Below are 21,507 nucleotides of genomic sequence, written 5' to 3'. Positions count from 1 at the left end.
CCAACCGGACGGAGGGTGCGAGTGACCTGAACCGGACCCTCGGGCCAGGTCTCCACCCGGTCTGGACCACTGGCACTTCGCCCGGCGGGCCCCAGCGGCCCGCCGGTGCGTCGTCCGGGGCCCGGACCAGCGCGCCACAGCCGCCGGTTCGCCGCCGTCCCCCACGCGGCGCCAATGGAAATACGGTCCGCGAGGTTCCCTGGCGAGCCGTTGGACACCTGCGCTTTTCCGTCAGGTTTCGCGACTCGACCACAAAAGCTACACAGAGACATCACCATGTGACGCGACGGAAGCGTCGACGACCGGCCTCTGAGGGGGACGCCGGCGTCACGCAAGGGGGTGCGTCCGCTCCACGGAGCCGTGCTCACCCCTGCCCGGGGAGGGGACTTCACCGCATGAAGCGGACCTTACGCACCACCGCACTGACGGTGGGCGCGCTCATCGCCGCGCTCGGACTGCCGGCCGGCGCGGCCCAGGCCGACAGCGCGGCGCCTCGCATCGATCTGAGAGTCCTGCTGGTCAGCGACGGCGGCCCGGCCACCGACGCCATCGCCGCCGAACTCGACTCCGCCGGAACCCCGTACACCGACATCGACCTCACCCGGTCCGACCGGCCCACCATCGACGCCGCCTTCCTCGCCGACACCGTCGACGGGCGGCCCCGCGCCAGGTACCAGGCCGTCGTCCTGCCCAACGACAACCCGTTCGCCGCAGGCTCCCCCGAGATGGCCGCGCTCGCCTCCTACGAGCAGGCCTATGCCATCCCCCAGGTCGACGCCTACACCTACGCCCGCCCCGAAGCCGGCCTGCAGTACCCGGTCCTGGGCGGCTACTCGGGCAGCATCGACGGCGTCCAGGCCCAGGTGACCGCCGCCGGCGAGGCCGGACCCTTCGGCTACCTCGACGGCGCGGTGCCCTTCGAGGACAACTCGCCCTCCGTCGGAGAGAGTTACGCCTACCTGTCGACGCCCGCGGCCGGCGCCGACTTCACGCCCTACGTGCAGGCGGCGATCCCGGGCACGTCGAAGCGGGGCTCACTTGTCGGCGAGTACCGGCACGACGGGCGGCGCGAGCTGGTCGTCACCTTCGTCTACAACCAGTACCAGCAGCAGTTCCGGCTGCTGGCCCGGGGCATCGTGGAGTGGATGACCGGCGGCGTGCACCTCGGTGCCGCGCGCGACTACTTCGCCGTGCACGTGGACGACGTGTTCGCCGCCGACGACCGCTGGGACACCCAGCTCAACTGCACCCCCGGTGACGTGGACTGCACCAACGGCGCCGGCACGCCCAACCCGATCCGCATGACCCCGGCCGACGTCGACTACGCCACCGCCTGGCAGAACAGCCACCACTTCACCCTCGACCTGGTCTACAACGGCGCCGGCAGCGTCGACCAGCGCGAGGACAACAACGGCGTCGACCAGCTCGCCGACAAACTCATCGCCGACCGCGACCGGTTCCGCTGGGTCAACCACACCTACACCCATGCCTTCCTCGGCTGCGTGCAGAACACCACCGTCGTCCCCTGGACGTGCGAGACCAACGCCGACGGCAGCACCAAGTGGGTCGGCCGGAGCACCATCGACCACGAGATAGCCACCAACCGCGCCTGGGGACAGACCGCCGGACTCCCGCTGCAGAACGACGAGTTGGTCACCGGCGAGCACTCCGGCCTCAAGCTCCTGCCGCAGCAGCCCGCCGACAACCCCAACCTGGCCGCCGCCCTCGCCGACAACGGCATCGACTGGCTCGCCTCGGACAACTCCCGTGACCCCGAGCAGCGCAGGGTCGGCCCCGCCACCACCGTCTCGCGCTACCCGATGAACGTCTTCTACAACGCGGGCCGGGCCGCCGAGCAGGTCGACGAGTACAACTGGATCTACACCAGCCGCGCCCAGGGCGGCAGCGGTATCTGCGAGGACAACCCCGCCACCACCACCTGCCTGCCCTCCCCGCTGAACACCAGCACCGGCTACGGCGACTACATCGTGCCGTTGGAGACCCGCATCGCCTTCGGCCACGTCCTGTCCAACGACCCGAAGCCGCACTTCATCCACCAGTCCAACCTCGCCGAGGACCGCATCGCCTACCCCGTCCTGGGCGGCGTGCTCGACGGCTACGACGCCCTGTTCGCGGACAACACCCCGCTCGTGAACCTGAGAATGAAGGACATCGGCACCGAACTGCAGCGCCGCGCCGCCTGGAAGACCGCGGTGGACGCCGGCCAGGTCACCGCCTACCGCATCGGCGACGCCGTGACCGTGCAGGCGCCGAGCGGCGTCGCCGTCACCGCGACCCTGCCCACCGGCACCACGCTCGGCGGCAGCGCCTTCGGCAGCGCGTACGCGGGCCGGGTGTCCGGCTGGACCACCTCCTCCGGCAGCGCGCTCGCCTTCACCCTGCCGTCCACCACCACGGCCCCCGCGGCGACCGCGGCCGCCGGGGCCCCGGCCACAGATCCCGCCCCGCGCGTCTTGGTCCCCGCGGGCGTGACCGAGCAGGTGCCGTACACCCCGGACAGCTGAACGGCGCACCGAAACGAGGTCCCGGCCGCCCACCGACGGCCGGGACCCGCACGACCACCCCACTTCTCGGCCGTGGAGCACATCGATGCACGTTCACCACGGCGCGCGTGGCCCAGGCGCGACGCGCGTCACCCTGCTCACCGAAGGCACCTACCCGCACAGCCATGGCGGCGTCAGTGTCTGGTGCGACCAACTCGTCCAGGGCATGCCCGACCTCGACTTCGACGTCATCGCCGTCACCGGCACCGGACGCGAACCCGTCGTCTGGGACCTGCCCGCCCACGTCCGCAGCGTGCGCTCCGTCCCCATGTGGGGCACCCCGCCCGAAGGACGTCCGCCCCGGGGCCGCGCCCGCAACCAACTCGCGGCCGCCTACGAGCGGTTCCTGACCGCGCTGCTCGACCCGCACGCCGAGGACGGCTTCGCACCCGCCCTCTACACGATGGCGCGGGCCGCCGCGGACGGCACCCTCAGCCCGTTCCTGCGCGGGGACCGGGCGATCGCCATCCTCGCCGCGGTGTGGAACCGTCCCGGACTCACCGTGCGCGAGGCCCGGCCCACCCTGCACGACGCGGTCACCGCCACCTCCCTGCTCGAACACGCCCTGCGCCCGCTGGCCGCACCACCACCCCGGCACGGCGTCGCCCACGCGGTCAGCGGTGGCGTCGCCGTCCTGCCGGGCCTGGCCGGCCTGGATCGCTACGACGTTCCGCTGCTGCTCACCGAACACGGCGTCTACCTGCGCGAACGCTACCTCGGCTACCGCACCGCGCCCTACCGCTGGCCGGTGAAGGCCGTCGTGCTCGGCTTCTTCCGGCTGCTCGCCGAGGAGAGCTACCGCCGGGCAGCCCTGATCACCCCGGGCAACCGCTACAACCGGCTGTGGGAGGAACAGGGCGGCGCCGCACCGGAGTCGATCCGCACGGTCTACAACGGCGTGGACCCCGCCGCCTTCCCGCCCGCCGGACCCGAGCCCGACGCGCCCACGCTCAGCTGGGCGGGCCGCGTCGACCCGATCAAGGACCTGGAGACCCTGATACGGGCCTTCTCCCGGGTCAGGGAGCGAATACCCGAGGCGCGACTGCGCCTGTTCGGCGGCACGCCCCGGGGCGGAGAGGCCTACCGGGAGCGGTGCGAGGCGCTCGCGGCGGAGCTGGGCCACGCGGACGCCGTCACCTTCGAGGGCCGCGTCGACGACATCAAGGACGCCTACGCGGCCGGCAACGTCGTGATGCTCTCCAGCATCAGCGAGGGCTTCCCGTTCACCCTCATCGAGGCCATGTCCTGCGGCCGGGCGACCGTCTCCACCGACGTCGGCGGCGTCCGCGAGGCCGTCGGGGACGCCGGGCTCGTCGTCCCGCCGCGCGACCCGGCCGCCATGGCCGCGGCCGCCCTGGAACTGCTCGCCGACCCGGGCCGCCGAGCGGCGATGGGGGAGGCGGCCCGGCTGCGCGTGGTCGAACAGTTCACCCTGCGCCAGACCATCGACACCTTCCGCTCCATCTACCTCGAAATGCCCGCGCTCGCACGGACGTCGCTCACGGAGCCGGGGCTGCCCCAGGAAGCCCGGGCCGACGCCGGGAGCCTCGCCGGATGAGCGGCCCGATGGCGCTCGAACCGGGCGGAACGGAACAGGACACGCTGGCCCTGCGGCTCGCGGGGACACCCGCGCACGGCCGCCGCGGCGACGACCACACCCTCGCCCTGCGGCTGCCGGGGCCCGGTACGGACGCGGCGGCGGTCAGCCGGCTCGCCGCCGAACTCGCCGACCGTATCGGCCCGGCCGTCCACCCCTACGAGGTGGCCGCCCTGCTGGAGGCCGAGGGCCTGTCCGCCGACCTGATCAAGGAACGGTACGGCCACCCCGGCCTGTTCTCGCTCGCCAAGGCCCTGCACGAGCAGGTGCCCAGAGCCTTCCCCGAGCCGGCACCGGCGGCCGACCCCTGGCGCCCCGACCACATCCGCTGCCTGCTGCGGGGCGTGCTCTTCGCCCTGCCCGGGGTCGCCTACCTGCTCACCGCCCCGCTGTGGCACCCCGGCCGGCACGCCGCCGCGCTGATCGTCGCGGGGCTCGTCTCCTGGGCGTGGGGGCAGGGGCTCGGCCACCGCGCCCACTTACGGATGGCAACCGGGCGCCGGGAGGCGGCCCGCACCCTCCTGGCCGGCGCGCCGGTGGGCGCGGCCCTGGCCACGGCCGCCGCCGTACCAGCCGCCGACGACGGTCCGGTGCTCCTGGCGACAGCGGCCCAGTCGCTGTACCTGGCCGCGGCGGGCGTGCTGCTCGTCCTGGCCAGGGAGCGGCTGCTGCTCGCCGCGCTCACCCCACTGATCGCCGGCGCCGCCGTACTGCCCTGGTGGGAACCGGGCCGTCTCCTGCGGGTCGGGTTCCCCGTGCTGGCCCTGCTGGCGACGCTCGCCGTCACCGGTCACGCCCTGCACGGCGCCCACACCGCCCCGGCCGGCCCCGGCAGCAGCCGCCCCCGCCTGCTGTCGTCCCTGCCCTACGGGCTGTTCGGCCTCGCCGCGGGTCTGCTGGTGCTGCTGGAGGGCCGGCAGGCGCCGTACGCGGTGATCGTGCTGACGGTGAGCATGGGACCGGCCGAGTGGCTGCTGTACCGCTACCGGGGCCTGTCCGTCGCCGCGCTGCGCGGGACCGCCACCCCCGCCGGATTCCTGCTGCGCTCCGCCGCCGTCCTCGGCCTCTGCCTGCTCGCCTACCTCCTCCCGCTGCTGCCCGCGGCGCTCCTGACCGGCGCCGATCCGGCCGCCCTGCTCCTGCTCGCCGCCACCTTGTGGACCGCGCTGCTCCTCCAGGCGTTCGGGGTCGCCTGGCCACCGGCCGCCATCTGCCTCGCCGCCGCGGGCTGTGCCTGCGCGGCCGCGTTCCTGCGACTGTCACCGGGCCCGCTCGCCCTGCCGCTGTGCTGCGGCGCCGCCGCGCTCTGCCTGGCGGGGTGCACGCTGCGGGAGCTCGGCCGGCCCGCCCGGCACGCCTGATGCACTCCCGCCCAAGCAACCGACCGGAAGGACCCACGAGTTGACCTCCGTACCGCTCGCCGCCGTCACCGGAGCCGAGGGCTTCATCGGCTCCCATCTCACCGAGGCCCTGGTCGCCTCCGGGCACCGGGTCAGGGCCATGGCCCAGTACAACTCCTTCTCCTCCTACGGCTGGCTGGAGACTCTCGCCCCGGACGTCCTCGACCACGTGGAGATCGTCCTCGGCGACGTCCGCGACCCCGGCTCGGTCCGCGGGCTGCTCGAAGGCGCCGACATCGCCTACCACCTGGCCGCGCTGATCGCGATCCCGTACTCGTACCAGGCGCCGCACAGCTACGTGGAGACCAACGTCACCGGCACCCTCAACGTGCTGGAGGCCGTCCGCGCCCTCGGCACCCCCCGGCTGGTGCACACCTCCACCAGCGAGACCTACGGCACCGCGCAGACCGTGCCGATCACCGAGGACCACCCCATCAACACCCAGTCCCCGTACGCCGCTTCGAAGGCCGGCGGGGACCGGCTGGCCGACAGCTACCACGCGAGCTTCGGGACGCCCGTGGTCATCCTGAGACCGTTCAACACCTTCGGACCGCGCCAGTCGATGCGCGCGGTCATCCCCACCGTCATCGGCCAGGTCGCGGCGGGGGAGCGCACCATCACCCTCGGTGACCTGCGCCCCACGCGCGACTTCACCCATGTCGAGGACACCGCGCAGGCGTTCCTCGCCGTGGGCACCGCGCCCGCCGAGAACGTCGTCGGACGCACCTTCAACGCCGGTACCGGCGGCGAGATCTCGGTCGGCGACCTCGTCGCACTCATCGGCAAGGTCATGGACACCGCCCTCGACGTCCGCGCGGACCCCGGGCGCATCCGGCCCGCGAACTCCGAGGTGATGCGGCTCGTCGCGGACGCCACCCGGCTCGCGGCGGCCACCGGCTGGCAGCCCGCCCAGACCCTCGAACAGGGCCTCGCGGACACCGTGGACTTCTTCCGTGACCCGGTCAACCTGGCCCGCTACAAGACCGGCATCTACAACATCTGACCCTGTCCGGCACGTCACCCACGTCATGTAGGAGGAGTCCCATGCACGCAGTGATCCTGGCGGGGGGCAAGGGCGTCCGGCTGCGCCCCTACACCACCGCGCTGCCCAAGCCGCTCGTCCCGATCGGCGACCAGCACGCCATCCTGGAGATCGTGCTGCGCCAGCTGTCGGCCGCCGGCTTCATCCGCTGCACCATCGCGATCGGCCACCTCGGCGAGATCATCCGCGCCTACGTCGGCGACGGCTCCCAGTGGGACATGGCCGTCGACTACGCCACCGAGGAGAGCCCCCTGGGCACCATGGGCCCGCTGCTCACCCTGCGCGACCGGCTGCCCGAGACCTTCCTGGTCATGAACGGCGACGTCCTCACCGACCTCGACTACGCCGACGTCCTGCGCCGGCACGAGGCCTCCGGTGCGCCGCTGACCATCGCGACGTACGCCCGCAAGGTGCACATCGACTTCGGCGTGCTGACCACGGACGCGAGCAAGGTCGTCGCCTTCACGGAGAAACCCAGCATGGACTACCGCGTCTCCATGGGCGTCTACGGCCTCAGCCGCTCGACCCTCGACGGCTACACACCCGGCCTGCCGCTCGGCTTCGACGAACTCGTCCTCGACCTCCTGGCCGCCCAGAACCCGCCGCACGCCTACGAGTTCGACGGGTACTGGCTGGACATCGGCCGCCCGGACGACTACGACCGCGCGAACGCCGAGTTCACCACCCGCAAGTCGCTGCTGCTCAAGGGAGCCTGAGTTCCGCATGCGCATTCTCGTCCTGGGCGGCACCGGATACCTGGGCCGCCATGTGGTCGATCGGCTGGGCGCCCTCACCGGCGCGCAGGTCCTCGCCGGCGGCCGCTCGCCTGCCGCGGAGTTCCGCGTCGACCTCGCCACGGACCGGCCGGAGCGGCTCGCGAATACCCTGGCCGCGGCGGCGCCCGACGCCGTGGTCAACTGCGCGGGCGCGACCGGCGGCGACCCGGTGACCCTCGCCGAGGTCAACGCCCGTGGCCCCGCCGCGCTGTGCGCCGCGCTCCGCGAGGCGGCACCCACCGCCCGCCTGGTCCACCTGGGTTCGGCCGCCGAGTACGGACCCGGTGTCCCGGACACCCCGGTGACCGAGTCGGCACCCGCCTGCCCGGTCACCCCGTACGGCGTGACCAAGCTCGCGGGCACGGTCGCGGTGACCTCCGCCGTCCTGGACGGCGTGGTGCTGCGGGTCGGCAACCCGGTGGGCCCCGGAGCGCCCGTCGCGAGCCTGCCCGGCCGGATGGCGGCGCAGCTGCGCGCCACCGGCCGGGACCCCGAGGCGGTCCTGCGGCTCGGTGACCTGTCCGCCCACCGCGACTTCGTGGACGTACGCGACCTCGCCCGGGCGGTCGCCCTCGCGGTCACCACTGCGGGACCGCTCCCGCCCGTGCTCAACATCGGCGGCGGACGGGCCGTACCGGTAAGGGAGTTGGTGCACGGCCTGGCCCGGCGGGCGCGGTTCCGGGGACGGCTGGAGGAGAACGCGGGCGGCTCGGCCCGTTCCGCGCGCGTGTCGTGGCAGTGCTCCGACATCACGGCCGCCGACCGCGCCCTCGGCTGGCGGCCCGTCCACGGCCTGGACGACGCCCTCGACGCCCTGTGGGCGGCCACGGCCGGGAACGGGCGGACGCCATGAGCCTGTTGGTACCGCTGTACGTGCACCCGGCCGAGGACCCCGGCGCCTGGCACCGGCTGATCACCGCGGCCGCCCGCACCTACGCGGTCGTGCTCAACCCCGCCGACGGACCTGGCACCGCCCCCGACCCCGCCTTCACGGCGGCCGCCCGGGCGCTGCACGCGGCAGGCGCCCGGCTGCTCGGGTACGTCGACACCGACTACGGCGTCCGGGACCGTGCCGAGGCCGTCGAGGACGTGCGCCGGCACCAGGAGTGGTACGCGGTCGAGGGCTGTTTCCTCGACCGCGTCACCGCCACCGCGGAGGGCCTGCCGGCCTGCCGGCGTCTGGTCCGGGAGCTACGACGTCTCGGCGCGGGGACCGTCGTCCTCAACCCGGGTGTCCACCCGGCCCCCGGCTACATCCGTGTCGCCGACCTGACCGTCACCTTCGAGGGCCCCTGGTCCACGTACGTCTCGGCGTTCACCCGGCCCGCCTGGACGGCACGCCACCCGCCCGAACGGTTCTGCCACCTCGTCCACGGCGTACCCGAGGCCCTCGTCCCGCTCGCCGTCCGCACCGCGCACGAGCGCGGCGCGGCGGTCTGCGGGCCGGTCACGGGCGAACCGCCCAACCCCTGGTCGGAGTTGACCCCCGCGCTGGCCGGGGCGCAGGAGTGACCAGCTCGGCCGGTGTGGAAAGCTTCGAGGGTCCACAACAGCCCGACGGAGGAGAGCCCACCGGCATGGCCGTCATCCACCACACCACCATCAAGCCGACCAAGGTCGAACTCCTCACCACCTGGCTGCCCACCCGGCCCTGGTACCACGGCGGTCCGGACGCCCCCGTGCTGACGAAGTCCGGCGGCTTCCGGCTGGACGACCCGGAGGGCGAGGTCGGGATCGAGTTCATGGTGGCCACCGACACCTCCACCCCCGAGCCGACCGCCTACCTGGTCCCGCTCACCTACCGCGGCACGCCGCTGGAGGGGGCGGAGCACGCGCTCGTCGGCACGATGGAGCACGGCGTGCTGGGCAAGCGCTGGGCCTACGACGGCTGCCACGACCCGGTGCTGGTCACCGAACTGCTCTCGCTGATCGAGGGCAAGGCCCGGCCGATGGCCCAGAGCATCAGCGACACCCCCGACCGCGAGGTGACCCGCTCCTACGCGGGCGAGCCGTTCTCCCCGCAGGACTTCACGCCCCGCCCCATCGACGACGAGCGGGGCACCCACCTCCCCGTGCCGCACGGCACCACGCTTCACCTCCACCGCGTCCTGAAGCCCGTCGCCGAGAACCCGCCGCTGCCCGCGCAGGGAGCGCTCGGCCATGTCGCGGGCGGCTGGCCGGGACCGGACGGCACCCGGCTGCGGGCGGTGTTCATGGCCCTGGACAGCCGCTGAACCACTCGCCCCGGGGGAGCTTCGACATGCCGGGGGCCGGCGGCCGGGGTGTAGTGGGGCCGAGGAAGGTGAGCCCATGCCCGGACGACCCGGCCACCCCGACCCGCTCCCGAAGGCGCTCCTCGTCGTGACCGCCGCCACGGGAATGGTCGACGCGGTGGCCTACCTGGGCCTCGGGCAGGTCTTCACCGCCTTCATGACCGGCAACATCCTCTTCCTCGGCTTCTCCCTCGCCGGCGCGGAAGGGGTCTCGCCGGTCGGATCCGCTACCGCGCTCACGGCGTTCAGCGTCGGCGCGGTCGCCGGCAGCCGTCTGGGCGTCGCCATGTCCGAGCGGCGCCGCCGCTGGCTGCTCACCTCCGCCGCCCTCGCGGCCACCCTTCTCGTGGCCGCGGCGCTGACCGCGGTCGGCCTGCGACCCGTCGGCCAGAACCCGGAACCGCGCCACTACGCCGTGACCGCGCTGACCGCGCTGGCCATGGGGCTGCGCAGCGCGACGATGTGGCGCCTCGGCGCGGTGCTGAACACCACGCTCGTCACCGGCACCCTCGTCACCCTGATCAGATGGTCGCCCCTGGGCGGCGGGACCGGAGACAGCGCCCAGCGCTACCGTGCCGCCGGCCTGCTGGCGGTCCTGGTGGGCGCGGTCATCGGCGCCCTGCTGCTCCAGCTGAGCATGACCATGGCCCTGCTGTTCGCCGCGGCGGGCGTGTTCGGGGGCATCGGGGGCTACGTGGCACTTCCGGCGTCGCGGTCCTGACCCCCCACCGCACCGCCTCACGGCATCAGGAGCACCGCCACCCACTTTCTGTGCCCGTCTGGCATGCCCTGGTCAAATCTGTCACTCTTTCGGCAGTCCTCGCCCCGACCCCATGAGGGCGCGGCGCACCACCCCGCACAGCGATCGCGCAACCCCAACCCCGCGGCCGCCCCGGCGCACCCCAGCCGGCCGGGCGGCCATCGAGCAGGCCGCAATCCCGGCCGCCGCAAAGGAGTAGCGTGTGAGACCGACCCCCCACAAGGCCCTCGGTGCCGGTGCTCTGACCGTCGCCGCGCTGGTCGCCCTCTCCCTCCCCGTCACCCCCGCCGCCGCCCAGCCCGCCAAGGAGCCGGTGGCCGCCGCCTGCACTCCGGCGCAGGCGGTCACCAACGGCGGCTTCGAAAGCGGTACCTCGCCCTGGACCCAGTCCTCGTCCAGTGTGATCACCAGCCGCACCGGCGAGAGCGCCCACGGCGGCTCCTCCTTCGCGTGGCTGAACGGTGTCGGCAGCACCCACACCGACACGCTCTCCCAGAGCGTCACCATCCCGAGCGGCTGCAGCACCGCCACCCTCACCTTCTGGCTGCACATCGACACCGACGAGACGACCTCGTCCGTCGCGTACGACAAGCTGACGGCCAAGATCGGCAGCACCACGCTGGCGACCTACTCGAACCTCGACGACAACACCGGCTACGTACAGAAGTCGTTCGACGTGTCGTCGTTCGCGGGCCAGACCGTGAACCTGTCCTTCACCGGGACCGAGGACTCCAGCCTCCAGACGAGCTTCGTCCTGGACGACGTCGCCCTCGCCACCTCCGGCGACACCACCCCGCCCCCGGCGGACTCGACCCGCACCCCCGCCGCGCCCTCCTACACCGTCAGTCTCAGCAGCGACACGAGCGGCACCGTCTGGAACGGGCACGAGAGCGTTTCCTTCACCAACGCCTCGGCCACCGCGATCGGCGAGGTGTACCTGAGGCTGTGGGACAACTACCACGGCACCTGCTCGGCGATGCCCATCACGGTCACCAACGTCACCGGCGGCACCGCGGGCGCCCTCTCGGTGGACTGCACGGCCCTGAAGGTCACCCTGCCGACGCCGCTGAACCAGGGGCAGACCGCCACCATCGGCTTCGACCTGGGCATCACCGTGCCCAGCGGCGCCGACCGGTTCGGCCACGACGGCGCCTTCAGCTTCATCGGCAACGCCCTGCCCGTCCTCGCGGTCCGCGACAGCGCGGGCTGGCACCTGGACCCGTACACCAACAACGGCGAGTCCTTCTACTCCCTGGCCGCCGACTTCAAGGTGACCCTCGACCACCCCAGCACCCTGCTCGTCCCGGCCACCGGCACCTCCACCGACACCCCCGGCTCCAGCGGCCGCACGGTCACCACCGCCACCGCGTCCAAGGTCCGTGACTTCGCCTGGGCCGCCGGGCCCTTCAGCAAGATCTCCGGCACCTCGCCCGGCGGCGTCCCGGTGAACATCTACTCCGTCTCGGGGATCAGCTCCTCCAGCGCCCAGTCGATGCTCAGCACCGCCAGGACCGCCGTCGACGCCCACGCGGCGCGCTTCGGCGCCTACCCCTACGGCGAGCTGGACGCGGTCATCGACAACAACTACTGGTTCGGCGGAATGGAGTACCCCGGGTTCGTCCTCGACCTGGTCAGCACCACGGCGCTCACCCATGAGATCGGCCACCAGTGGTGGTACGGCATCGTCGGCGACGACGAGTACAACAGCCCGTGGCTGGACGAGGCCTTCACCGACTACGCCACCGACCTGGCCCTCGGCAAGACCGGCAGCAACTGCTGGAGCAGCGTCTCCTGGTCCTCCAGCGCGGAGAAGATCACCAACTCGATGGCCTACTGGGACGCGCACTCGTCCCGGTACTCCACCGTGGTCTACGGCTACGGCAAGTGCGCCCTGCACGACCTGCGGCGCGTCCTCGGCGACACGGCCATGGCCAAGCTGCTGAAGGACTACGCGGCCGCGCACTGGTACGGCGTCTCGACCACGGCCGAGTTCAAGGCGGCCGCCCAGGCCGCCACGAGCACGGACCTGTCCTCCTTCTGGACCCAGCACCGCATCGACGGCTGACCCGGACCGGACCGGACCGGCCGGTCGTGGGCGGCGCCTTGCCCGGCGCCGCCCACGACCATGCGGGTATGACCGTCGTGCCACTCACTTGGCGTAAATACCCGGCCAATATGGCGTAGTTGGGTGGAATCCGGCGTGCGGCCCGGTCCGCCTGCGGGTCTGATGGATCCCGTGACGAGCCAAATATCCCGAAACCGCCGCCGCTCACGCTGGTCCGTCGCCAGCGCCCTGACCGGCCTCCTGCTGACCCTGTCGATCCCCGCGGCCGTGCCCTCGGCAGCCGAGTCCACACTCGAACGCGGCAGCGCCTACATGGGCATGGGGGTGCTGGCCCACGACGGCGAAGCCGCCACCGACGACGCCCCCGTGTCGATCCCCCGGGTGACCCAGACCGAGGGAGTGGACGTCGCCAGCTACCAGGGCGACGTCGCCTGGAGCACCCTGTGGAACAGCGGCGTGCGCTGGGCCTACACGAAGGCCACGGAGGGCACGTACTACACGAACACCTACTTCAGCGAGCAGTACGACGGCTCCTACGACGCCGGTATGATCCGCGGCGCGTACCACTTCGCGACCCCGGACACCACCAGCGGAGCCGCCCAGGCCGACTACTTCGTCGACCAGGGCGGCGGCTGGTCCAAGGACGCCAAGACCCTGCCCGGCGCGCTCGACATCGAGTGGAACCCGTACGGCGACGCCTGCTACGGCAAGTCCAAGAGCGGGATGGTCAGCTGGATCCGTGACTTCCTGGACCGCTACAAGGCCCGCACCGGCCGCGACGCCGTCATCTACACCGCCACCAGCTGGTGGGACGACTGCACCGGCAATTACGCGGGCTTCGCTGACACCAACCCGCTCTGGATCGCCCGCTACGCCTCGTCGGCGGGGACACTGCCGGCGGGCTGGTCGTCGTACACGATGTGGCAGTACACCTCCTCCGGCCCGACCGTCGGGGACCACGACCGGTTCAACGGCTCCCTGGACAAGGTGAAGAGCTTCGCCACCGGCTGACGCGCCGTCGGCGTGCTCAGCCGGCCGCCCAGGTGCCGAGCGCCCTGGCCAGGCGGTCGCTGTGCTCCCGGGAGACGCCCTGGGCCAGCCGCATGCCGCACCGCGGGCTCATGGGGCCGTCACAGACCATGATGCCCGCGTACGGATCCACGCCCCCGCTGAGCGGCGACGGACCGGGCAACGTCCACTGCGCCGGGTCCCACAGCGGGTGGTCGAGCAGACACTCCACCAGCCACGGAGTGTGGTCCGCCGGCACCCCGGCCCGCACCAGAGCCTCGGCGATGGTGCGGGCCGCGTCGTCCGGCAGGTCGTCGTCGCCGAGCGCGGGCAGCAGCATGAGCAGCCGGGCGTGCACGTCGTGGACACCGGGAGCGTCCGTGTCCGGGGTGCGCGCCATGTGCGCCAGTTCCCGCCAGGCCAGGCCCGGGCCGGCCTGGTGCCCGTCCAGGGTGGCCAGGAAACCGTGCCGGTCCCACTCCGGATGGACGACGAAGTAGTCGATGCCGGCCTCGTCCGGAAAGTTCCGGCCCACCACCACGGCCGTGTGGCCGTCCCCGAACGGCACCCGGAACGCCGGCCACCGCTCCTCGTCCGAGAGCGCCTCGAAGGCCGCGTCGACATCGGCGGGGTCCGCGCCGAACCACTCCGGACTCGGATCGCCGTGCTCCTCGTCACCCCCGCACACGTACATCAGGTAGGCGGCCCAGAATCCGGGCAGGTCCAACAGGGCCTCCCCGGCGACGACCGGGCCCTCGTATCCGTCGATCACCATGGGGCAAGCCTGCCGGACACCACTGACAACGGCTGTCCCGCCCCGGTCGAGCCGAGCGGAGAGGGCAGGATTCGAACCTGCGCGGGCCGTGAGGCCCGACCTTGAGGCGTGCTCGCTGGTCCCCGATAAGCCACTCCGGGCACCTCTCCTCGCTCCCGGCCCGGTCTCCCGCGCCGTTCACGAGAACAACAGTGACAGGGACCGCTGACGGCACGCTGACACGCGGGTCGGGAGCTGCCTGCCGTCAGATCACATCCGAGGCGGCCCTCGTCACTGGCCCACCCGTCCGTCGACGCACTCGCGCAACAGGTCGGCGTGCCCGCAGTGACGGGCGTACTCCTCGATCCTGTGCACCATCAGCTCCCGAACCGAGATCGCGTCCTTCCCCACACGCTCGCCCAGGTCCGGGTGCTCGGCCAGCGCGGCGTCGGTCGCGGCCTGCTCGCGCTCCAGATCGGCGTACGAGGCACCGACCACGGCCTGCTCGGCGACGGCTCCGTCGAAGTCCCCGTCACGCACGCCGTACAGCTTCGGCAGCGGGTCGCCGTCGGTGATCCAGTTGCGCCAGTCCCGTTCCACCTCGGCGAGGTGCCGCACCAGGCCGAGCAGCGACATCGTGGACGGCGGAACCGACCGACGGGCCAGTTGCTCCGCGTCCAGGCCCTCGCACTTCATCCGCAGGGTCAGGCGGTAGCTCTTCAGGTAGTCCAGCAACGTCGCCAACTCGCCGTCCGGACTGGGGCCTTCGCGGGGGTCGACGTCCGGGTCCGCCCACATGTCGGGGTAGACGGTCGCCTGGCTCCAGCGCACGGGTTCGTCACTCATGCGTCGCATGGTCGCCTGTGAGGGCCCGACCCCGCCACCGAGTTGTCTGCGTCCGGTGCTGCGTCTTCTTCCCTATGGGCCCTCGCGCGGCGGCGGCAGTCTGCTGGAAAACACGGCTTGGAGGCGCACAGTGACAGCAGGCCCGGCCCCCGCGGGGGCACCGACCGACGGCGACACCCTCACGGCATCCTTCGCGCAGCGCCGGCTGTGGTTCCTGGACCAGCTGGCCGGAGATTCGGCCGGGTCGATGCTTCCGCTGGTCCTCAGGCTGCGCGGGAGCCTCGACGTGCCGCGCCTGGAGCACTCCCTGTCCGGGATCGTGGAGCGGCACGAGGTGCTGCGCACCCGGTTCACCGCCGTCGGCGGAGAGCCGGTGCCGAGCGTGGACGCCCCCGGCGGGATCGTCCTGGAACGGACCGAGGCGAACGGCCCCGACGACCTCTTCGCCCGGTACCTGGGCCGCCCCGTGAACCTGTCCGAGCAGCACCCGGTGCGGGCCACGCTCGCCCGGGTCGCGCCCGACGAGCACCTGCTGCTGGTCGAGGTCCACCACATCGCCGTGGACGGCTGGTCCTGGGGTGTCCTGCTGGACGAACTCGCCGCCGGCTACCGCGGCGAGACCGTCGCCCCGCCCGCCGTGCGGTACGCCGACCTCGTCCGCTCCCAGGCCCTGCGGCTCTCCGGCGAGCGGATGGAGCGGCTGCTCGGCCACTGGCGCGACCGCCTCGCCGGTCTGACCCCGCTGGACCTGCCCACCGACCGGCCGCGCCCCCAGGTCTGGAACGGCTCCGGCGACGTCGTCCGCTTCGACCTGCCGGCCGACCTGGTCGCCGACGTCGACGGCCTGGCACGCTCCCGGCGCGCCACCCGCTACATGCTGCTGCTCACCGTCTACCAGGCGCTCCTCGGCCACTGGTCGGGCCGCACCGACGTCGCCGTGTGCAGCACGCTCGCCGACCGCGCCCAGCGCGGTGCCACCGGTCTCATCGGCCCGCTCGTCAACACGGTCGTGCTGCGCACGGACCTGTCCGGCCGCCCGGGCTTCGCCGCGCTGCTGGACCGCGTGCGCGGGCGGGTGCTGGCGGACCTCTCCCACGCCGAGGCTCCGTTCGACCACGTGGTCGGTGCGCTGGGCGGCGGGCGGGACCTGTCCCGGCACCCGTTGGCCCAGGCCTCGTTCACCCTGCTCAACAGCCCGATCCGCCCGGTCCGCATGCCCGGCCTGGCCGTGGAGCTGGTCGAGCCGCCGCTGACCGAGACCCCGCTGGACGTGTTCCTCGACCTCACCCTGCGCGCGGACGGCAGCATCGCCGCCGTCCTGCAGTACGCCACCACCCTCTTCGACGCGGCCACCATGCGGGCGTTCGCCCGCGCCTACGTGGCCCTGCTGCGGGCCGTCCTGGCCGATCCCGACACGCCTGTACAGGAGTTGGCGCGCACCCTGCCCACAGCGGGCCCGGCCCGCCCCCGCCCCGAGTGGCAGCACGCCCCCGACCGGCCCGCCGGCCCGCTGCCGCCGGTCGCCTTCTCCGGGTCTCCCGAGGCTACGGCCCTGATCTGCGGTGACGAGCGCGTCACCTACGCCGAGCTGAACGCCATGACCGCTGGGCTCGGCGCCGCGCTCAAGGCTGCCGGGGTCGACTCCGGCAGCCCGGTGGGCGTGCTGCTGCGCCGGAGCCCGTGGTCGGTCGCCGCGATCGAGGGAGTCTGGCGGGCGGGCGGGGTGTACGTCCCGCTGGATCCCGAACTCCCGGCGGAGCGGCTGCGGTTCATGGCCGAGGAGGCCCAGCTGGCGTGCGTCGTCGCCGATTGCGCGACCGTCGAGGCGGCCGCGGCGCTGGCTCCGGTCACCGTCGACGTCACAGCCGTAACCCCTGTCGTGGACGGGCCCCGGCACCGCCCCGACCCCCGCGAACTGGCCCACGTCATCTTCACGTCCGGTTCCACCGGGCGCCCCAAGGCGGTCGGTGTCGAACACGCCGCTCTCGCCTCCCATGTGACCGCCGCCCGCGAGCGGTTCGGCATCACCGCCGCCGACCGGGTCCTGGCCTTCGCCTCCTTCTCCTTCGACGCCTCCCTGGACCAGGTGCTGCCCGCGCTCGCCTCCGGCGCGACCGTCGTCCTGCGCCCCGACGAACCCTGGCTGCCCACCCAGGTCCCCGAGGTCGTCCGGCGGCACGCCCTTACCGTCGTCAACGTGCCCCCGACGTACTGGGCGGAGCTGACCCTCTCCCTCGACCGGCGCCTGGCCGCGGCGCTCGCCTCCCTGCGCCTGCTGGTCCTCGGCGGGGAGGCCGTCCCGGCCGACACCCTCGCCGTATGGCGGGCCGCCGTCCCGTGGGTGCGGGTGTGCAACGCCTACGGGCCCACCGAGACCACCGTCACCGCCACCACCTACGAGGCCGCCGACCCGCCCGCCGGCAGCGTGCCCATCGGCCGCCCGCTCGGCGACCGCCGGGTGTACGTGGTCGACGCCGACGGCGAGCCCGTCCCGGTCGGCGTGTCCGGCGAACTCCTCATCGGCGGCACGGAAGTGGCCCGCGGCTACCTGCGCCGCCCCGCCCTCACCGCCGAGTGCTTCGTGCCCGACCCGTACGGACCGCCCGGCAGCCGCATGTACCGCACCGGCGACCTCGTGCGCTGGCAGGCCACCGGAGACCTGGAGTTCCTCGGCCGCGGCGACGACCAGGTCAAGATCCGGGGCTTCAGGATCGAACTCGGCGAGATCGAGGCGGTGTTGCGCGCCTGCCCGCTGGTCGCCGCGGCCGCCGCCCGCCCCGACCGGGCCACGGGACGCAGCCTCGTCGGCTACGTCGTACCGGCCGGGGACGCCCGGGCCGCCGTGGACCGGGCGGAGCTGCGCGCCTGGTGCGCCCGTTACCTGCCGCACTACGCCGTACCCTCCGAGTTCGTCGTCCTGGAGGCCCTGCCGGTCGGCGTCTCCGGCAAACTCGACCGCTCCGCCCTGCCGGACCCCGCCCACGCCCGCTCCGCCGAGGCCGCCTACGCGCCGCCCCGCGACGAGACCGAGCGCATCGTCGCCGAGGTGTGGGCGGACGTGCTGGGCCTGGACCGGATCGGCATCGACGACAGCTTCTTCGACCTCGGCGGCCACTCCCTGCTCGCCACCATGGCCGTCTCCCGCATCGCCCAGCGCCTGGACCGCGAGATCGAGCTGCGCACGGTCTTCGAGCACCCCACCGTCCGGGGCTTCGCCCCGCGCGTCGCCGCCGCCCGCGCGTCCGGCACCACCGAGGTGGTCCCCGTCGACCGGACCCGCCCGCTGCCGCTGTCCTTCGCGCAGGAGCGCCTCTGGTTCCTGGACCGCACCTCGGACCGGGGCGACTCCTACCTCCTCTGGTACTGCTGGCGGGTCCGCGGCGGCCTCGACCGCACCGCCTGGCAGCAGGCCCTGGACGACCTGGTCGAGCGCCACGAGGTGCTGCGCACGGCGCTGATCGAGTCCGACGGCCGCCCCGTGCAGGAGATCTGCGAGCCCGTACGGGTCCCGCTCCACTGGGAACCGGCCCCGGCGGCCCCGGACGAGCAGGCCCGGCTGGCGGCCGTACGACAGCGGGCCGCGGCCTTCGCAACCCGCCGGTTCGACCTCGCCCGGCCGCCGCTGCTGCGGGCCGGCGTGTGGGAGCTGACCCCGGACGACCACGTCGTCGTCCTGGCCCTGCACCACGCGGTCACCGACGGCTGGTCCAAGGGCGTCCTCCTCGACGAACTCGCCCTGCACTACCGGGCCCGGCGGACGGGCGAGCCTGCCCCGCTGCCGCCGCTGCCGGTGCAGTACGGCGACTTCGCCGTCTGGCAGCGCGACCGCGCCGACAGCGGAGCGCTCGAGCCCCAACTCGCCTACTGGGAGCGCACCCTGAAGGCCGCGCCCGCCCTGGAGCTGCCCACCGACCGGCCACGGCCGTCGGTGTTCACCGGCCGCGGCGGCGCTGTCGAGGTCGACCTGCCCGCCGGCCTCGCCGACCGGGTGGACGAGTACGCCCGCGAGCGCGGCGCGACCCGATTCATGGTGCTGCTGGCCGCCGCCCAGGCCGTCCTAGCCCGCTGGTCCGGACAGACCGACGTGTCGGTCGGCACCCCCGTCGCCGGGCGCGGCCGGCTCGAACTGGAGCCGCTGGTCGGCTTCTTCGTCAACACGGTGGTGCTGCGCACCGACCTCTCCGGGCGGCCCACCTTCGCCGGGCTCGTGGACCGGGTGCGGGACGTCGTGCTGGGCGCCTTCGACCACCAGGAGGTGCCGTTCGAGCGGGTCGTGGAGCGGCTGCGCCCGGAGCGCGACCTGTCCCGCAACCCGCTGTTCCAGGTCATGGTGGACGTGCAGGACGCGAGCACGGGCGGCTCGGGACTGCCGGGGACGGACGCCACCGGCTTCGAACTGCCCTGGTCCTCGGCGAAGTTCGACCTGACGGCCACCTTCCTGGTCAGGCCCGACCGGTTCGCTCTCAACGTGGAGTACGCCGCCGACCTCTTCGACCCGCAGACGGCCACCCGGTTCACCCACCACGTCGGCCGGCTGCTCCGGGCCGTGCTCGCGGACCCCGGAACCCGGGTGGACGAGGCACCGCTGCTCACCGCGCGGGAGCGGCAGCGACTGGTGGCCGAGGCGGGCCGGGACGCCGGGCCCGCGCCGGCGTTCCGGGTGGCGGGCCGACCGGACGCCCTGGCCGTCGGGTGCGAGGGGCGGACCGTCGACTACGGCCAACTGGACGCGCTGACAGGTGGGCTGGCCACCGAACTGGCCGCCGCCGGCGTCACGCCGGGGGCTGCCGTGGGCGTGTGCGTGGACCGGGGCGTGTGGTCGGTGGCCGCGATGATCGCGGTATGGCGGGCGGGCGGTGTGTACGTCCCGCTCGACGCCCGACTCCCGGCCGAGCGACTGCGGTTCATGCTCCAGGGGGCGGGAGTGCGGCACGTGGTCGCGGACGCGGGAACCCGGGGGGCGGTCGCCGGGCTCGGGGTCGTGACGGTCGACGCCGACCGGGTGCGACCGGCGCCCGACGGCCCCCGGCACGTCCCCGACCCGGGCGACCTCGCCTACGTCATCTTCACCTCGGGCTCCACCGGCCGTCCCAAGGCCGTCGGCGTCGAGCACCACGCCCTGGACGCGCATGTGGCCGCCGCCCGCGAGGAGTTCGGGCTGACCTCCGCCGACCGGGTGCTCACTTTCGCCTCGACCTCGTTCGACGCCTCGCTGGAGCAGATCCTGCCCGCGCTGAGCACCGGGGCGACGGTGATCGTACGCCCGGAGGAGATCTGGTCCCCGGAGGAACTCGTCGCCCGTGTCGCAGCCGAACGGGTGACCGTCATGGAACTCACGCCGTCCTACTGGGCGGAGCTGGTGGCCCGCCTGGACACCCTGGCCCCTCAACTCGCCTCGCTGCGGCTGCTGGTGACCGGGGGAGAGGCCCTGCCCGCCGACCCCCTGCGGCACTGGTTCGCGCACCTGCCCGGCGTGCCCGTGGTCAACACCTACGGCCCCACCGAGGCGGTGGTCTCCGCGACCGCACACCGTGTCGGCGAGATCCCGCACGGCCGGGTGCCTATCGGACGCGCCCTGGGCAGCCGGCGCACCTACGTGGCGGACGCCCTCGGTGACCTCGTCCCGGACGGCTTGCCCGGTGAACTCCTCATCGGGGGACCCGAGTTGGCGCGCGGCTACCTCGACCGGCCCGCCCCGACGGCCGAGCACTTCGTACCCGACCCGTTCGGCGCGCCGGGTGGCCGGCTCTACCGGACCGGCGACGTGGTACGCCGACTGCCCTCCGGAGAACTGGAGTTCCTCGGCCGCAACGACGACCAGGTCAAGATCCGCGGGTTCCGCGTCGAGCCCGGAGAGGCCGAGGCGGTGCTGCGCCGCCATCCCGGCGTCCGGGCCGCGGCCGTCGTGGTCCGCACCCTGCACGGCGAACCGGCCCTCGTCGGCTACGCCGCCGGTACCGGCCTGTCCGCGGAGTCCCTGGAGACACACAGCCGGGCCCACCTGCCCCACTACCTCGTCCCGTCGGCGTTCGTGCTGCTCGACCGGCTCCCGCTGACCGTGCAGGGCAAGCTGGACACCGCCGCCCTGCCCGACCCCGTGGCACCCGCACCGCACGCCTTCGTGGCGCCGCGCACCCCCGCGGAGACGGTCGTCGCACAGATCTGGTGCGAGGTGCTCGACCTGCCCCGGGCCGGCGTCCACGACGACTTCTTCGCCCTGGGCGGGCACTCCCTGCGCGCGGTGTCCGTCACCTCCCGCCTGCGGACCGCCTTCGACTGCCCGCTCCAGGTCCGGGACCTCTTCGAGCACCCCACGGTCGAACGGCTCGCCGCCGAGGTGGAGCGCCGCCTGCTGGAGCTGATCTCGCAGATGAGCGACGACGAGATCGACCTCTCCCTGACGGCCGACTTCTGAGCGCCAC

At 73.4% G+C, this 21,507-nt stretch carries 14 protein-coding genes and 1 pseudogene; 12 read left to right on the top strand and 3 right to left on the bottom strand.

Going from position 1 to position 21,507, the window contains the following annotated elements; all coding sequences use genetic code 11:
- Positions 1–395: 395 nt before the first annotated feature.
- From ACWC5O_RS30255 to ACWC5O_RS30205, 11 genes are all read left to right on the top strand, one after another.
- Positions 396–2,525: a hypothetical protein gene (locus ACWC5O_RS30255; RefSeq protein ID WP_450590767.1), complete on the top strand. Its 2,130-nt coding sequence runs from the start codon at positions 396–398 to the stop codon at positions 2,523–2,525.
- An 85-nt stretch (positions 2,526–2,610) separates the two neighbouring features.
- Complete coding sequence (gene pelF / locus ACWC5O_RS30250; protein ID WP_450590769.1) at positions 2,611–4,122, top strand: GT4 family glycosyltransferase PelF; 1,512 nt, start codon at positions 2,611–2,613, stop codon at positions 4,120–4,122.
- On the top strand, positions 4,119–5,522 hold the full coding sequence (locus tag ACWC5O_RS30245) for a hypothetical protein (RefSeq protein WP_450590771.1): 1,404 nt from the start codon (positions 4,119–4,121) through the stop codon (positions 5,520–5,522). The genes pelF and ACWC5O_RS30245 overlap by 4 nt, the downstream gene beginning before the upstream one ends.
- Positions 5,523–5,562: 40 nt before the next feature.
- Entirely contained in the window at positions 5,563–6,564 is a 1,002-nt protein-coding gene (locus tag ACWC5O_RS30240) for a GDP-mannose 4,6-dehydratase (protein WP_450590772.1), read from the top strand.
- Positions 6,565–6,605: 41 nt separating this feature from the next.
- Positions 6,606–7,319 carry a nucleotidyltransferase family protein gene (locus ACWC5O_RS30235; RefSeq protein ID WP_450590773.1) on the top strand — a complete coding sequence of 238 codons (714 nt, stop codon included), beginning with the start codon at positions 6,606–6,608 and terminating at the stop codon, positions 7,317–7,319.
- A 7-nt stretch (positions 7,320–7,326) separates the two neighbouring features.
- Positions 7,327–8,232 carry an NAD-dependent epimerase/dehydratase family protein gene (locus ACWC5O_RS30230; RefSeq protein ID WP_450590775.1) on the top strand — a complete coding sequence of 302 codons (906 nt, stop codon included), beginning with the start codon at positions 7,327–7,329 and terminating at the stop codon, positions 8,230–8,232.
- Positions 8,229–8,891, top strand: coding sequence for a spherulation-specific family 4 protein (locus ACWC5O_RS30225; RefSeq protein ID WP_450590777.1), 663 nt, complete (start codon positions 8,229–8,231; stop codon positions 8,889–8,891). Before ACWC5O_RS30230 ends, ACWC5O_RS30225 begins: the two co-directional genes overlap by 4 nt.
- Before the next feature lie 65 nt (positions 8,892–8,956).
- Positions 8,957–9,613, top strand: a complete 657-nt coding sequence (locus tag ACWC5O_RS30220; protein WP_450590779.1) for a maltokinase N-terminal cap-like domain-containing protein — start codon at positions 8,957–8,959, stop codon at positions 9,611–9,613.
- Positions 9,614–9,689: 76 nt separating this feature from the next.
- A complete protein-coding gene (locus ACWC5O_RS30215) occupies positions 9,690–10,373 on the top strand; it encodes a YoaK family protein (protein WP_450590781.1) in 684 nt (227 codons plus the stop codon).
- 241 nt (positions 10,374–10,614) lie between these two features.
- Positions 10,615–12,477, top strand: a complete 1,863-nt coding sequence (locus ACWC5O_RS30210) for a M1 family aminopeptidase (RefSeq protein WP_450590783.1) — start codon at positions 10,615–10,617, stop codon at positions 12,475–12,477.
- A gap of 162 nt (positions 12,478–12,639) precedes the next feature.
- Positions 12,640–13,488 carry a lysozyme gene (locus ACWC5O_RS30205; RefSeq protein ID WP_450590784.1) on the top strand — a complete coding sequence of 283 codons (849 nt, stop codon included), beginning with the start codon at positions 12,640–12,642 and terminating at the stop codon, positions 13,486–13,488.
- Between the two features lie 16 nt (positions 13,489–13,504).
- Here ACWC5O_RS30205 and ACWC5O_RS30200 read toward each other — a convergent pair whose 3' ends face one another.
- The 3 genes and pseudogenes from ACWC5O_RS30200 to ACWC5O_RS30190 all read right to left on the bottom strand — a co-directional run bounded on the left by ACWC5O_RS30200 (position 13,505) and on the right by ACWC5O_RS30190 (position 15,094).
- Positions 13,505–14,260 carry a hypothetical protein gene (locus tag ACWC5O_RS30200; RefSeq protein WP_450590786.1) on the bottom strand — a complete coding sequence of 252 codons (756 nt, stop codon included), beginning with the start codon at positions 14,258–14,260 and terminating at the stop codon, positions 13,505–13,507.
- Positions 14,261–14,316: 56 nt separating this feature from the next.
- A pseudogene (locus ACWC5O_RS30195) lies at positions 14,317–14,409 on the bottom strand.
- Between the two features lie 121 nt (positions 14,410–14,530).
- Complete coding sequence (locus ACWC5O_RS30190; protein ID WP_450590788.1) at positions 14,531–15,094, bottom strand: DinB family protein; 564 nt, start codon at positions 15,092–15,094, stop codon at positions 14,531–14,533.
- A 121-nt stretch (positions 15,095–15,215) separates the two neighbouring features.
- On the opposite strand from ACWC5O_RS30190, the gene ACWC5O_RS30185 reads away from it, so the two are divergent.
- Positions 15,216–21,500, top strand: a complete 6,285-nt coding sequence (locus tag ACWC5O_RS30185; RefSeq protein WP_450590789.1) for an amino acid adenylation domain-containing protein — start codon at positions 15,216–15,218, stop codon at positions 21,498–21,500.
- Positions 21,501–21,507: the final 7 nt, after the last annotated feature.

The sequence above is a fragment of the Streptomyces sp. NPDC001450 genome, assembly GCF_053597295.1.
Note: the sequence above shows the minus strand (reverse complement) of the source record. Positions and strands in the feature narration are given on the sequence as shown.